The following is a 13,898-nucleotide window of genomic DNA, read 5'->3' as shown; positions in this document are numbered from 1 at the left end:
GGAGCTTGGCCTAGACCTTTAGGGGTGTCAAGGGTGTATAAGAAGGGCTGTCAGGTCCGTTATCGGACCGACACCTGAGCGGGCACGGTATGCCCGGCCCGGTACGTGCCACGATGTGAGCCGCGACAGACGGAGGAGCCGGTGACGGCAGCAGGAAGGCGGGCCATGGGCACCGAGGCGGGGAGTGCGGAAACCGAGGCGGGTGCGTCAGCGCCCATGGAGGCCACGGACACCGGCCCGGCCGCGGCAGTCGGCCGCACCGCGCGCGTGCCCAAGTACTACCGCCTGAAGCGGCACTTGCTGGACATGACCGAGACGCTGCCGCCCGGCACCCCCGTCCCGCCCGAGCGCACGCTGGCCGCCGAGTTCGACACCTCGCGCACGACGGTGCGCCAGGCCCTCCAGGAGCTGGTCGTCGAGGGCCGCCTGGAGCGGATCCAGGGCAAGGGCACCTTCGTGGCCAAGCCGAAGGTCTCCCAGGCCCTCCAACTCACGTCGTACACCGAGGACATGAGGGCCCAGGGCCTCGAACCGACCTCACAGCTCCTCGACATCGGGTACATCACAGCGGACGACACCCTCGCCGGACTGCTCGACATCAGCACGGGCGGCCGGGTGCTCAGGATCGAGCGGCTGCGGCTCGCAAACGGCGAGGCCATGGCCATCGAGACGACGCACCTCTCGGCCAAGCGCTTCCCGGCCCTGCGCCGCTCCCTGGTGAAGTACACCTCGCTCTACACCGCACTCGCCGAGGTGTACGACGTCCACCTCGCGGAGGCCGAGGAGACCATCGAGACCTCCCTCGCGACCCCACGCGAAGCCGGCCTGCTCGGCACGGACGTGGGCCTGCCGATGCTGCTCCTGTCGCGGCACTCCCTGGACGGCGGCGGCCAGCCGGTGGAATGGGTCCGTTCGGTGTACCGAGGTGACCGCTACAAATTCGTGGCCCGCCTCAAACGCCCCACGGAGTAACCCGCCTCCCCGCGCACCGACCCTCTTCCGGGGGTCTGGCGCGGATCACCGCGCTGCTCTAGGTTCCTCCCGTCATCGCATGATGAACGGGAGGACGAGCCGGTGCGCACAGCGAATCCCCGATCCATCGTCATCTGGTCCCTCGTCGCGCTGGTGGGCGCCGCGGGCTGGACCGTACTGGCGCTCTCGCGCGACGAAGAGGTGTCGGCCGCCTGGATGGTGGCCGCGGCCCTCGGCTCGTACGCCATCGCCTATCGCTTCTACTCCAAGTTCATCGTCAACCGCGTCCTGAAGGTCGACAAGAAGCGGGCCACCCCGGCGGAGCGCCTGGACAACGGCATCGACTTCCACCCGACCGACCGCCGCGTCCTGCTCGGCCACCACTTCGCGGCCATCGCGGGCGCGGGCCCGCTGGTGGGGCCCGTACTCGCCGCGCAGATGGGGTACTTGCCGGGCACGATCTGGATCATCGTCGGCGTGATCTTCGCGGGCGCCGTGCAGGACATGGTCGTCCTCTTCTTCTCCACCCGGCGCGACGGCAAGTCGCTCGGCCAGATGGCGCGCGAGGAGATCGGCCCCTTCGGCGGGGCCGCCGCGCTGCTCGCCGCGTTCGCCATCATGATCATCCTGCTCGGGGTGCTCGCGCTCGTCATCGTCAACGCGCTCGCGGACTCGCCGTGGGGCACCTTCTCCATCGCGATGACCATTCCGATCGCGCTGTTCATGGGCTTCTACCTGCGGATCCTGCGGCCGGGGCGGGTCAGCGAGGTCTCCCTGATCGGGATCACGCTGCTGCTCGTCGCGCTCGTCGCGGGGCGCTGGGTCGCCGAGTCGCCCCTCGCGGAGACGTTCACGCTCGCGCCCTCGACGCTGGTCATCTGGCTGGTGGCGTACGGGTTCATCGCCTCGATCCTGCCGGTGTGGATGCTGCTCGCGCCGCGCGACTACCTCTCCACGTTCATGAAGATCGGCACGATCCTGCTGCTCGCGCTCGGCGTCGTCATCACGCTGCCGACGCTGAAGATGGACCCGGTGACCGACTTCGCATCGCGCGGCGACGGGCCCGTCTTCGCGGGGTCGCTCTTCCCGTTCGTCTTCATCACCATCGCCTGCGGGGCCCTGTCCGGCTTCCACGCGCTGATCTCCTCGGGCACGACGCCGAAGATGGTGCAGAAGGAGACGCAGATCCGGATGATCGGCTACGGCTCCATGCTGATGGAGTCGTCCGTCGCGGTCATGGCGCTCGTCGCGGCGAGCATCATCGACCCGGGTCTCTACTTCGCGATGAACGCGCCCGCGGGCGTCATCGGCGACAACGTCCAGGCCGCGAGCCAGGCGGTCGCGAACTTCGGGTACTCCATCTCCCCCGAAGACCTCGCGCAGGCCGCCAAGAACGTCGAGGAGTCCTCACTGCTCTCGCGCACCGGCGGCGCGCCCACGCTCGCGGTCGGTGTCTCCGAGATCTTCTCGAAGGTCACCGGCGGCTCCATGAAGGCGTTCTGGTACCACTTCGCGATCATGTTTGAGGCGCTGTTCATCCTGACCGCGCTCGACGCGGGCACGCGCGTGGGCCGTTTCATGCTTCAGGACATGCTCGGGAACGTCTACAAGCCCTTCAAGAAGGTCAGTTGGAAGCCCGGACTCATCATCACGAGCGCGGTCGTCACCGGTCTGTGGGGCTACTTCCTGTGGGTGGGCGTGCACGAGCCGCTCGGCGGGATCAACCAGCTCTTCCCGATCTTCGGCATCTCCAACCAGCTCCTCGCCGCGGTCGCGCTCGCCGTCTGCACGACGCTCCTGGTGAAGTCGGGGCGCCTCAAGTGGGCCTGGATCACCGGCGTTCCGCTCGCCTGGGACGCGACGGTGACGCTCACCGCGAGCTGGCAGAAGGTGTTCTCCAGCGATCCGCGCGTCGGCTTCTTCAAGCAGCGCTCGATCTACCAGGACGCCATCGACGACGGAAAGATCCTGCCGCCCGCCAAGTCCAGGGACGACATGCACACCGTCGTCACCAACTCCACGGTGGACGGCGTCCTTTCGGCCGTGCTCGCCCTGCTCATCGTCATAGTGATCGCGGACGCGACCCGGATCTGCGTGAAGCACATCCGCAACCCCCAGTCGTCGAAGCTGAGCGAGGCCGAGTACGTGGAGTCGAAGCTGACCGCGCCGGCCGGGCTCATCGCGACCCGGGAGGAGAAGGCGGAACTGGCGGCGGCGAAGGCGAGGACTTCCGACGACGCGCAGGTCCCGTCATGACGTGGGTGCTGCGCGGGCTGCGCTGGGTGCGTTGGTACGCACGGGAGTTGACCGACGAGTCCGCGTACGACCGCTATGTCGCGCACACGCGGAAGACGCATCCCGGGGCATCCGTGCCCTCCCGGAGGGAGTTCGAGCGAATGCGGACGGACCAGCAGGAGTCAGACCCCCGGCAGGGGTTCCGCTGCTGCTGAGCAGGCGCGTTGCCCCACCTGACACCCGTCCGGTATCCGGACGGGGGTTCCATAGATCAATCCTCTCGCTTAGATTTCCCGCACGTTAAAGGTGGGATAAGCGAGGGAGCGGAGCCGCGAAGTGTCAGATGCGCCTGAAGTGAGCAGACCGGTGATCAGGCCGGTCCGCGTGGTCGTTGCCCTCTGTCTCGTCGCGCCGTTCGTGGCGATGCTCTGGGTGAGCTCCTACGCGAAGGTCGAACCGACCTTCATCGGCATCCCGTTCTTCTACTGGTACCAGATGCTGTGGGTGCTCATATCCACGCTTCTCACCATGATCGCGTACAAGCTGTGGCAGCGTGACCAGCGCGCCCGCAAGGCCGAGCAGGCCCAGGGGGGTGCGACCCGATGAACGTGCTCGCAGCGGACACGGGCGGCGTCAACGGCATCGCCCTCGCCGTCTTCATCTTCTTCTTCATCGCCGTCACGGTGATGGGCTTCCTGGCCGCGCGCTGGCGCAAGGCCGAGACCGAGAGCCTGGACGAATGGGGCCTGGGCGGCCGGTCGTTCGGCACCTGGGTCACGTGGTTCCTGCTCGGCGGCGACCTCTACACGGCGTACACCTTCGTGGCCGTCCCGGCGGCGGTCTACGCGGCGGGCGCGGCCGGCTTCTTCGCGGTGCCGTACACGATCCTCGTCTACCCGCTGATCTTCACCTTCCTGCCGCGCCTCTGGTCGGTCTCGCACAAGCACGGATACGTGACCACGTCCGACTTCGTGCGCGGGCGCTTCGGCTCCAAGGGGCTCTCGCTGGCCGTCGCGGTCACCGGCATCCTCGCCACGATGCCGTACATCGCGCTCCAACTGGTCGGCATCCAGGCCGTTCTCGACGTCATGGGCGTCGGCGGCGGACCCGACACGAACTGGTTCATCAAGGACCTGCCGCTCCTGATCGCGTTCGCGGTGCTCGCCGCGTACACGTACTCGTCGGGTCTGCGCGCACCGGCGCTGATCGCGTTCGTGAAGGACGGTCTGATCTACCTCGTCATCGCCGTCGCGATCATCTACATCCCGATCAAGCTCGGCGGCTTCGACGAGATCTTCCAGGCGGCGGGCGACAAGTTCTCTTCGGCGAACGAGGCGGCGGGCAAGCCCGTCGCGGGCCTGGCACCGGGCGAGCCCGGACAGTGGACGTACGCGACCCTGGCCCTCGGCTCCGCGCTCGCGCTGTTCATGTACCCGCACTCGATCACGGCGACGCTCTCCTCCAAGAGCCGCGACGTGATCCGCCGCAACACCACGATTCTGCCGCTCTACTCGCTGATGCTCGGCCTGCTCGCGCTGCTCGGCTTCATGGCGATCGCGGCCGGGGTCAAGGTGGAGAACGGGCAGCTGGCGATCCCGCAGCTGTTCGAGAACATGTTCCCCGACTGGTTCACGGGCGTCGCGTTCGCGGCGATCGGCATCGGCGCGCTCGTCCCGGCGGCGATCATGTCGATCGCGGCAGCGAACCTCTTCACCAGGAACATCTACAAGGACTTCATCAAGCCGGACGCGACACCCGCGCAGGAGACGAAGGTCTCCAAGCTGGTCTCGCTCATGGTGAAGGTGGGCGCGCTCGCCTTCGTCCTCACCATGGACAAGACGGTCGCGATCAACTTCCAGCTCCTGGGCGGCATCTGGATCCTGCAGACCATGCCCGCGCTGGTCGGCGGGCTGTTCACGCGGTGGTTCCACCGCTGGGCGCTGCTCGCGGGCTGGGCGGTCGGCATGATCTACGGCACGGTCGCCGCGTACGGCGTCGCCTCGCCGACGCAGAAGCACTTCGGCGGCTCGTCCGACGAGATCCCGGGCATCGGCGAGATCGGCTACATCGGCCTCACGGCGTTCGTCCTGAACGTGGTGGTCACCGTGGTCATGACCTTCGTCCTGCGCGCCATGAAGGCCCCTGACGGCATCGACGAGACGTCTCCCGGCGACTACACCGCGGACGCGGGCGACCCGGGCGTCAAGGAGGAACTGCCGCCGGCCACGGTGGGAGCACCGGGCGGCCACTGACCCCCTTCTTGTACGTACGTGACGCGGGCCGCCGGAGGAATCCGGCGGCCCGCTCTCGTGCGTGCGGACTCACCCGGCCCGGTGGAGCTCCGTGCGAACCCTGGCCGCCGCCTGGGCGGCGGAGGTGAGCGTCAGCTTCTTGTCGGTGCCCGCGGTCACCCTGACGAGCACGCCACCGACCCGCACCTCGACGTCGTAGCGCGGACGGCCGCCGTCGTACTCGTCGCCGCCCACGATCCGCGAGGTCTCCAGGAGCGCCTCGTCGCCGAGATCCGGCAGCCTCTCGGCCACGTGGTGCTCCTCGACGGGGGCCGCGTCGGTGTCGACGGTGACGCGAGGGCACGCCTTGTTGAGCTGCCGGCGCAGTTCGATGTGGCGCCCGGCCCGCTCGGCGGTCATGGAGAGCAGGGACGCGTGGACGTAGGGATTCTCGTCCTCGACCGCCTCGGGGAACGGACGCACGGTGTGGCTCGCGCTGGGTCCCCGCAAGCGCAGCAGTTGCTCGTGCACCTCCTCGCCGGCAGCACAGGCGCCCCAATCACCGCCACCCTGGTACGGATTGGAGGGGCCGGACGTCACGTCGTACGCCCTGGCCCTCGCCCCGATCGCCTTCGCCGGGAGCAGCGCCGACTTCAGCTCGGCGTCCGTGAAGATCTTGCCGGGGTCCACGTCTCCGTCGACACCGGCGGCCGTGGTCGACTTCGGGGTGCGCGTGGGCTTCGTCTCAGCGGTGCTCCCCTCGCCCCCGCACCCCGTGAGCAGCATCAGCAACACCGCCGTACAGCCCGCGCCCCGCCCTCGCACGCCGTCTCCCCCTGTTCGACGATCAGTTCGGCGCCACCCTAGGGGATACGCGCGCCGACACAAGATATGGGGCTGCCTCGCAGAGCCAGCACAAGATGTATGCTCGTGCTCGCTGTCGCCGCAGGGGAATCCGGTGCAAGTCCGGAACTGTCCCGCAACGGTGTATGAGTACGCATTTGTCGTGCTCGCAAGTCCGAAGACCTGTCGACAGTGCGCCCGTTCCGACCGGTCCGGGTGCCAACGACGTCCGGGCCTCGTGGAATGGGCTGGTGGACGCGGAGCGCAGCCCTGTCCAGGGGCGGCCCCCGTGTGTCACTCCTGCCCTCCTCAAGGCTCCGAGCCGAGCGAGGGAGTGCTCCGTGACCATCGCGCCAGCCGAACCTGCGTCAGCGCAGACCACCGACGATCAGCGGATCGCCGACGGCCCAGGAACCGCGCTGCTGCGTACCCTGACCGACCTCACCGCCGACCTCCCCGACGCCGACCCCGGCCGGGTCGCCGCCGCGGCGCTGCGCGGCCGTTCGGCCAAGGCCGACGTGGCGGAGCTGCGGGACCTCGCGACCGAGGCGGCCGCCGGGCTCATCTCCGAGGATCCGACCTACTCGCAGCTCGCGGCCAGGCTCCTCAGCCTCAGCATCCGTGACGAGGCCGCGTCGCAGGGCGTGCGCAGCTTCTCCGACTCGGTTGCCGTCGGCCACCGCGAGGGGCTGATCGCGGACCGTACCGCCGCGTTCGTCACCGACCACGCGGAGCGCCTGGACGGGCTCGTGGAGGCGGCTCTGGAGGACGGCGCCGACTTCCGCTTCGGCTACTTCGGCCTGCGCACCCTGCACAGCCGCTATCTGCTTCGCCACCCGATCACCCGGCACGTCATCGAGACCCCGCAGCACTTCATGCTGCGCGTCGCGAGCGGCCTCGCCGAGGACGGCAGTGCCCGCGCGATGGCCGAAGTCGCCTCCCTGTACCGCCTGATGAGCCGCCTGGACTACCTGCCGTCCTCGCCGACGCTCTTCAACTCCGGCACCCGCCACCCGCAGATGTCGTCCTGCTACCTCCTCGACTCCCCGCTGGACGAGCTGGACTCCATCTACGACCGCTACCACCAGGTCGCGCGCCTCTCCAAGCACGCGGGCGGCATCGGCCTCTCGTACTCCCGCATCCGCGCCCGCGGTTCGCTGATCCGCGGCACGAACGGTCACTCCAACGGCATCGTGCCGTTCCTGAAGACGCTGGACGCCTCCGTCGCCGCCGTGAACCAGGGCGGGCGCCGCAAGGGCGCCGCCGCGGTCTATCTGGAGACGTGGCACTCCGACATCGAGGAGTTCCTGGAGCTGCGCGACAACACGGGTGAGGACGCGCGCCGCACGCACAACCTCAACCTCGCGCACTGGATCCCGGACGAGTTCATGCGCCGGGTCGCCGCCGACCAGGACTGGTCGCTGTTCTCTCCGGCCGACGTGCCGGAGCTCGTCGACCTGTGGGGCGACGAGTTCGACGCCGCCTACCGCAAGGCCGAGGCCGCCGGGCTCGCCCGCAAGACCATCCCCGCGCGCGATCTGTACGGCCGCATGATGCGCACCCTGGCGCAGACCGGCAACGGCTGGATGACGTTCAAGGACGCCGCCAACCGCACCGCCAACCAGACGGCGGAGCCCGGCCACACCGTCCACTCCTCCAACCTCTGCACGGAGATCCTGGAGGTGACGGACGACGGCGAGACGGCCGTCTGCAACCTGGGCTCGGTGAACCTCGGCGCCTTCGTGGACACGGCCGCCGGTGACATCGACTGGGAGCGGCTCGACGAGACCGTCCGCACCGCCGTCACCTTCCTCGACCGCGTCGTCGACATCAACTTCTACCCGACCGAGCAGGCAGGCCGCTCCAACGCCAGGTGGCGTCCGGTCGGCCTGGGCGCCATGGGCCTCCAGGACGTCTTCTTCCAGCTGAAGCTGCCCTTCGACTCGCCCGCCGCGCGCGCCCTCTCGACGCGCATCGCCGAGCGGATCATGCTCGCCGCGTACGAGGCGTCCGCCGACCTCGCCGAGCGCAACGGCCCGCTGCCCGCCTGGGAGAAGACCCGCACCGCGCGCGGCGTCCTGCACCCCGACCACTACGGCGTCGAGCTGACCTGGCCGGAGCGCTGGGCCGCGCTGCGCGAACGTATCGCCGCGACCGGCATGCGCAACTCGCTGCTTCTCGCCATCGCGCCGACCGCCACGATCGCGTCCATCGCGGGCGTGTACGAGTGCATCGAGCCGCAGGTCTCCAACCTCTTCAAGCGCGAGACGCTGAGTGGTGAATTCCTCCAGGTCAACGCCTACTTGGTGCAGGAGCTCAAACGGCTCGGCGTCTGGGACGCGCAGACTCGCGAGGCGCTGCGCGAGGCCAACGGCTCGGTGCAGGGCTTCAGTTGGATCCCGGCCGAGGTGCGCGAGCTCTACCGCACCGCGTGGGAGATCCCGCAGCGCGGCCTGATCGACATGGCCGCCGCGCGCACGCCGTTCCTCGACCAGGCGCAGTCCCTGAACCTGTTCCTGGAGACGCCGACCATCGGCAAGCTCTCCTCGATGTACGCCTACGCCTGGCAGCAGGGTCTGAAGACCACGTACTACCTGCGCTCGCGCCCGGCGACCCGCATCGCCCGCGCGGCGGCCGGCCAGACCGAGGCAGCCGCCCCCGCCCCCGTCCCCGCCCAGGTCACGGCCGAAGAAGCCGTCGCCTGCTCCCTGGAAAACCCCGAGTCCTGCGAGGCCTGCCAGTAATGAGCTCCACCACGAACGCCGAGAAGAACCTGCTCGACCCGGGCTTCGAACTGACCCTGCGCCCCATGCGCTACCCCGACTTCTACGAGCGCTACCGGGACGCGATCAAGAACACCTGGACGGTGGAGGAGGTCGACCTCCACTCGGACGTCGCCGACCTCGCCAAGCTCTCGCCCGGCGAGCAGCACATGATCGGCCGCCTGGTCGCGTTCTTCGCGACCGGCGACTCGATCGTCTCCAACAACCTCGTGCTCACGCTCTACAAGCACATCAACTCCCCCGAGGCACGGCTCTACTTGAGCCGCCAGCTCTTCGAGGAGGCCGTGCACGTCCAGTTCTATCTGACGCTGCTCGACACCTATCTGCCCGACCCGGAGGACCGCGCCGCCGCCTTCGACGCGGTCGAGGAGATCCCCTCCATCCGCGAGAAGGCCGAGTTCTGCTTCAAGTGGATGGACTCGGTCGAGAAGATGGACCGTCTGGAGACCAAGGCCGACCGGCGCCGCTTCCTGCTGAACCTGATCTGCTTCGCCGCGTGCATCGAGGGGCTCTTCTTCTACGGTGCCTTCGCCTACGTCTACTGGTTCCGCTCGCGCGGTCTGCTGCACGGCCTGGCCACCGGCACGAACTGGGTGTTCCGCGACGAGACGATGCACATGAGCTTCGCCTTCGACGTCGTCGACACCGTCCGCAAGGAGGAGCCCGAGCTCTTCGACGACGCGCTCCAGACGCAGGTCACGGACATGCTCAAAGAGGCCGTCGAGGCCGAGCTGCAGTTCGCGCGCGACCTGTGCGGTGAGGGCCTGCCCGGCATGAACACCGACTCCATGCGCGAGTACCTGCAGTGCGTCGCCGACCAGCGGCTCCAGCGGCTCGGCTTCGCGCCGGTCTACGGCTCGTCAAACCCGTTCTCGTTCATGGAGCTCCAGGGTGTCCAGGAGCTGACCAACTTCTTCGAGCGGCGGCCTTCCGCCTACCAGGTCGCCGTCGAGGGTTCGGTCTCCTTCGACGACGAGTTCTAGAACCTCCGGCTTCCGTGAGCTGCGTGGGGCGCGGGGGGCCTCACGCAGCTCACGGTCGATCCTGCGGTCGTGGACGTACCCGACGAGCGAGGGTGCGGCCAGGAGGAGGAAGACGGTCACAACGGTCACGTATCCGAGGAATGTGTTCATGTCCTCACTGTCGTGCGTGCCGGACCGTAACGTCAGTGGCAGGACTGCCACACACCATCGACTTACTGCCAAGACCGCGGCACACTGGCAGCATGCTGAAGAACGTGGCCGTCGTGCTGCTCGACGGCGTGCATCCCTTCGAACTCGGCGTCGTCTGCGAGGTGTTCGGCCTCGACCGGAGCGACGAGGGCCTTCCCGTGTACGACTTCGCTGTGGTCGCCGCGGAGAGCGGGCCCCTGAGCAATCACGCCGGGTTCTCGATCACCACTCCGTACGGCCTCGACCGGCTCGAAGAGGCCGACCTCATCGCCGTCCCCGCGGGCCAGTCGTTCGTGGCCCGCGACTACCCCGAGGAGCTGCTCGCCGCCCTGCGCCGCGGGGTGGACCGCGGGGCCCGCATCCTCTCCGTCTGCTCCGGCGTCTTCGTGCTCGGCGCCGCGGGGCTGCTCGACGGGCGCCGCTGCGCCGTGCACTGGCAGCACTCCACGGAGCTCGCGGTGCGCTATCCGCGCGCCCGGGTCGAACCCGACGTCCTGTACGTGGACGAGGGCCCGGTCGTGACGTCGGCGGGCACCGCAGCCGGGATCGACGCCTGCCTGCACATCGTGCGCCAGGAGCACGGCACCGAGGTCGCCAACGCCATCGCCCGGCGCATGGTCGTACCGCCCCACCGCGACGGCGGGCAGGCCCAGTTCGTGGCGCGCCCGCTGCCGCGATCGGCGTGCGACACCGTGGGCGGGGTACTGGCCTGGATGGAGCGCCATCTGGACGAGGAGATCACCGTCGAGCGGCTCGCCGAGCGTGCGCACATGTCGCCGCGCACCTTCGCGCGCCGCTTCCAGCAGGAGACCGGCACCACGCCCTACCGCTGGCTCCTGCGCCAACGCGTGCTGCTGGCGCAGGAGTTGCTCGAAGGCTCGGACGAGACGGTGGACGCCATCGCCGGGCGTGCCGGTTTCGGCAACGCCGCGGCGATGCGCCACCAGTTCCTGCGGGCGCTCGGCACCACGCCGAACGCCTACCGCCGCACCTTCCGCGGCCCGGCCGTCAGCGCCGCTCGGCCCGGAGAACCAGCTTCTTCGGCTGTAGCGTGATCCCGATCTTCGTGTCGGCGTCGGTCTCCGCGACCGGCGCCAGGTGCCACTTCGGGGCCACCGTCGCCAGGATGATGGCCAGTTCGACCAGGCTGAAATGGTCGCCCGGGCACTTGCGGTTACCGGTGCCGAACGGCATCATCGCGAACTCCGGTACGTCGCCCGCACGTTCCGGCCTCCAGCGGTCCGGGTCGAACTCGAGGTGCTGCTCGAAGGAACGCGGATCGCGCTGCATCGCGTACACGCTGTAGACGATGTCGGCACCGGCCGGAATGCGGTAGCCACCCAGGTTGGTTTCTCCCACCGACCTGCGGGTGAATATCCAGGCGGCCGGTTGTATACGCATGGCCTCGGTGACGACATTCCGGGTGTGCGGCAGGTCACCGAGGTCGGCGAATGTGATCTCCCGGTCCGGTGCCACGGAATTTACTTCTTCAACCAATCGCCTTTCCTGCTCGGGGTGTTGGGCCAGCAGATGGAACGTCCACGCCAGGGTCGACGCGATATTCTCGGCGCCCGCCACGACAAGGGAGATCACGTGGTCGTGGACCTCCTGGTCGCTGAGCAGCTGCCCTGATTCATCGCGCGCCCGCAGCATTTCGGCCAACAGGTCGTCCTGGTCGTCGCCCGCCGCCCTGCCTTCGGCGACGATCTCGTCGACCAGTGCGTGCAGCTCGGCGAGCGCGTTCTGGAAGCGGCGGTTTCCCTGGGTCGGCACGCGGTACAACGGCCCGACCGAGAGAACCATCCTGCGGTAGAGACCCTCGAAGACGGTGTGCAGCGATTCGGCGATGCGGTCCGCCTTCTCGCTGATCGCGTCGACCTCCAGGAGCGAACGGGACACGACGCGCACGGCGGTGCGGAACATCTCCGCGTTGATGTCGACCATCTCGCCCGGCCGCCAGCGCGCGGCCGCCATGCGGGCCTCCTCCTCCATCACCTTGGCGTAGCCGGCGACCCGCTCGCGCCTGAACGCGGGCTGCATCATGCGCCGTTGACGCCGGTGCAGCTTGCCGTTGCTGGTCGCCACGCCCTTACCGAGGAGCACCTCCAGGGTGTCCCAGAGCGGCCCTCCGACGATGTAGTCGGGGCTCCTCAGGAGCTGCCCGACCAACTCGGGGTCGCAGACCGCGTACGCGGTCTTGGGTCCCAGCCTTATGCGTACGAGATCACCATGATCCCGCAGCGCGGCGAGGAAGCCGAGGGGGTCGCGCACCAGGTTCCAGGCGTGACCGATGAGCGGGGCGCCACCGCTGACGAGCGGTGGAGTCATGGTCGCGGGTATCGCGGATTCGACGCTCATTCCTCACCTACCAATTCAGTTTCGGCCAGTTCGCTCATTGCGGCGTCGCTCACATACGGAGGAATGGACCTGTCGTCCCAGCTGTCCACCCGATAGCGGCCGGATTCGTGATGGAACCAGTACACGGAAGAGAACCAGTTCCGCATATTGGCGACACACGATTCCACCGCGTCCGAGAGTTTCCTTCCCTGTACGCTTCCGTCGGCCAATTGCCCGGCGAGGCGCAGTACTTCCTTTTCCGCCACGAGGAAATCCGATATGCATCGGGTGACCCGCGCGTGCACTTCCGCCACGGCTTCTTCCAGGGAAAGTCCCTCGTGCTGGATCAGACTGATCCCGAGATTGTGCAATTCATCTCCCGCGAGTTCTTTGGGGAGCGAGCACAGGTCGTTGTACCAGGCGGAGAAATCCTGCGTGGCGAGCGCCGCCCGCCGGTACGCGGGATGCTTCCGCACCGCCGGAGGCAGCTCGTGGCGCGCCGTGGGCTCGAGCAGGTCGATCCACGTCCAGTGTGCGAACGTGAGTCTGCGGAGCTCGATGTAGGCCTCGACCGTCGGGACCGTGCCCGTTCTGCGGTTCCTGAACTCCAGGTCGTACGCCTCGATCACGCTGTGGAAATGCCGGGCGAACCGGGCGTTCCAGCTGGGGCCGAGGTGGGAGTACAACCGGAGGACGCAGTCCGCGAACCCCGCTACCAGAGGGTCACGGTGGCGCAGTTGCTGCCGGGGAGTCCGGAGCGTCTCGTGGAGCCCGCGGCACAGACGGCGCCACTGTGCCGCCCTGCCGTGCACCGAGTCGCGGTCGTGCCGGTCGTCCCACGCGAAGAACCAACTGCTGAGGTCGGCTATCGCACTGAGCAACTCATCGGGTGCGCCAATGTAGTAGCCGGCCACCAGGTCCGTGTAGCACAGGCTGTCCGCGTACCGCTCGACCTTGTCCGCGGGCATGAGGCGCATTTCGCGCAGCCACGTCCTGGACTTCTCCTGGAGCTGCGGCCAATACGGGTGCAGTTGGCGAGGAAACCCCGACTCGATCACTGGAAGTGCCAACGCCGGTGGCACGGATACCGCCGGCGCCTGCGTCTGTGTCGGTGAAGTGCTGTGTGCATATGCAGGCACGGACAAACCCCTCTCAGCCGCGTGAAAACGCACGCCCCTCCCGCCGTACCGGGCGCGCGCCGTTGTGTATCCCCGCGCTTTCCATTCAGCACCACAACTGACCGTTCAGGGAACAGATTTGCGCCATTCACTACCCCCCAGTGCCGAGAAAATCCCCGTACGTGACTGATTATGGATCACCATGAG

The 13,898-nt window shown here is 68.3% G+C and carries 11 protein-coding genes and 1 riboswitch; of the genes, 8 read left to right on the top strand and 3 right to left on the bottom strand.

Annotated features, from left to right (window positions below):
• Positions 1-165: 165 nt before the first annotated feature.
• From ACWGI2_RS19730 to mctP, 5 genes are all read left to right on the top strand, one after another.
• Positions 166-972 (top strand): GntR family transcriptional regulator, encoded by an 807-nt coding sequence (locus tag ACWGI2_RS19730; RefSeq protein ID WP_160510513.1) that lies wholly within the window; start codon positions 166-168, stop codon positions 970-972.
• 102 nt (positions 973-1,074) lie between these two features.
• Positions 1,075-3,228, top strand: coding sequence for a carbon starvation CstA family protein (locus ACWGI2_RS19725; protein WP_453696546.1), 2,154 nt, complete (start codon positions 1,075-1,077; stop codon positions 3,226-3,228).
• Positions 3,225-3,422 (top strand): YbdD/YjiX family protein, encoded by a 198-nt coding sequence (locus ACWGI2_RS19720; protein ID WP_160507150.1) that lies wholly within the window; start codon positions 3,225-3,227, stop codon positions 3,420-3,422. Before ACWGI2_RS19725 ends, ACWGI2_RS19720 begins: the two co-directional genes overlap by 4 nt.
• A gap of 121 nt (positions 3,423-3,543) precedes the next feature.
• Complete coding sequence (locus ACWGI2_RS19715; RefSeq protein WP_453696544.1) at positions 3,544-3,813, top strand: DUF3311 domain-containing protein; 270 nt, start codon at positions 3,544-3,546, stop codon at positions 3,811-3,813.
• Entirely contained in the window at positions 3,810-5,459 is a 1,650-nt protein-coding gene (gene mctP, locus ACWGI2_RS19710) for a monocarboxylate uptake permease MctP (protein WP_453696542.1), read from the top strand. Before ACWGI2_RS19715 ends, mctP begins: the two co-directional genes overlap by 4 nt.
• Positions 5,460-5,528: 69 nt before the next feature.
• On the opposite strand, the gene ACWGI2_RS19705 is transcribed toward mctP, so the two are convergent.
• Positions 5,529-6,263, bottom strand: coding sequence for a hypothetical protein (locus ACWGI2_RS19705; protein ID WP_453696540.1), 735 nt, complete (start codon positions 6,261-6,263; stop codon positions 5,529-5,531).
• Between the two features lie 99 nt (positions 6,264-6,362).
• Positions 6,363-6,486, top strand: a riboswitch (cobalamin riboswitch).
• 136 nt (positions 6,487-6,622) lie between these two features.
• On the opposite strand from ACWGI2_RS19705, the gene ACWGI2_RS19700 reads away from it, so the two are divergent.
• The 3 genes from ACWGI2_RS19700 to ACWGI2_RS19690 all read left to right on the top strand — a co-directional run bounded on the left by ACWGI2_RS19700 (position 6,623) and on the right by ACWGI2_RS19690 (position 11,291).
• Positions 6,623-9,025, top strand: coding sequence for a ribonucleoside-diphosphate reductase subunit alpha (locus tag ACWGI2_RS19700; protein ID WP_453696538.1), 2,403 nt, complete (start codon positions 6,623-6,625; stop codon positions 9,023-9,025).
• Positions 9,025-10,047 (top strand): ribonucleotide-diphosphate reductase subunit beta, encoded by a 1,023-nt coding sequence (locus tag ACWGI2_RS19695; protein WP_453397849.1) that lies wholly within the window; start codon positions 9,025-9,027, stop codon positions 10,045-10,047. The genes ACWGI2_RS19700 and ACWGI2_RS19695 overlap by 1 nt, the downstream gene beginning before the upstream one ends.
• Before the next feature lie 242 nt (positions 10,048-10,289).
• Positions 10,290-11,291 carry a helix-turn-helix domain-containing protein gene (locus ACWGI2_RS19690; RefSeq protein ID WP_453696536.1) on the top strand — a complete coding sequence of 334 codons (1,002 nt, stop codon included), beginning with the start codon at positions 10,290-10,292 and terminating at the stop codon, positions 11,289-11,291.
• Here ACWGI2_RS19690 and ACWGI2_RS19685 read toward each other — a convergent pair.
• Positions 11,245-12,594 carry a bifunctional albaflavenone monooxygenase/terpene synthase gene (locus ACWGI2_RS19685; protein ID WP_453696535.1) on the bottom strand — a complete coding sequence of 450 codons (1,350 nt, stop codon included), beginning with the start codon at positions 12,592-12,594 and terminating at the stop codon, positions 11,245-11,247. The two genes, ACWGI2_RS19690 and ACWGI2_RS19685, sit on opposite strands and share 47 nt — an antisense overlap.
• A complete protein-coding gene (cyc1, locus tag ACWGI2_RS19680) occupies positions 12,591-13,712 on the bottom strand; it encodes an epi-isozizaene synthase (protein WP_453696781.1) in 1,122 nt (373 codons plus the stop codon). Before cyc1 ends, ACWGI2_RS19685 begins: the two co-directional genes overlap by 4 nt.
• Positions 13,713-13,898 lie beyond the last annotated feature (186 nt).

The sequence above is a fragment of the Streptomyces sp. NPDC054866 genome (assembly GCF_053610745.1).
The sequence above is the reverse complement of the archived record's forward strand: the minus strand, read 5'-3'. Positions and strand labels throughout refer to the sequence as shown.

What these genes read in the sequence shown, in the direction of transcription:
- ACWGI2_RS19690 (WP_453696536.1), top strand. Translation starts at nt 10,290, where the DNA reads ATGCTGAAGAACGTGGCCGTCGTGCTGCTCGACGGCGTGCATCCCTTC.
- mctP (WP_453696542.1), top strand. Translation starts at nt 3,810, where the DNA reads ATGAACGTGCTCGCAGCGGACACGGGCGGCGTCAACGGCATCGCCCTC.
- ACWGI2_RS19720 (WP_160507150.1), top strand. Translation starts at nt 3,225, where the DNA reads ATGACGTGGGTGCTGCGCGGGCTGCGCTGGGTGCGTTGGTACGCACGG.
- ACWGI2_RS19685 (WP_453696535.1), bottom strand. Translation starts at nt 12,594, where the DNA reads ATGAGCGTCGAATCCGCGATACCCGCGACCATGACTCCACCGCTCGTC.
- ACWGI2_RS19730 (WP_160510513.1), top strand. Translation starts at nt 166, where the DNA reads ATGGGCACCGAGGCGGGGAGTGCGGAAACCGAGGCGGGTGCGTCAGCG.
- ACWGI2_RS19695 (WP_453397849.1), top strand. Translation starts at nt 9,025, where the DNA reads ATGAGCTCCACCACGAACGCCGAGAAGAACCTGCTCGACCCGGGCTTC.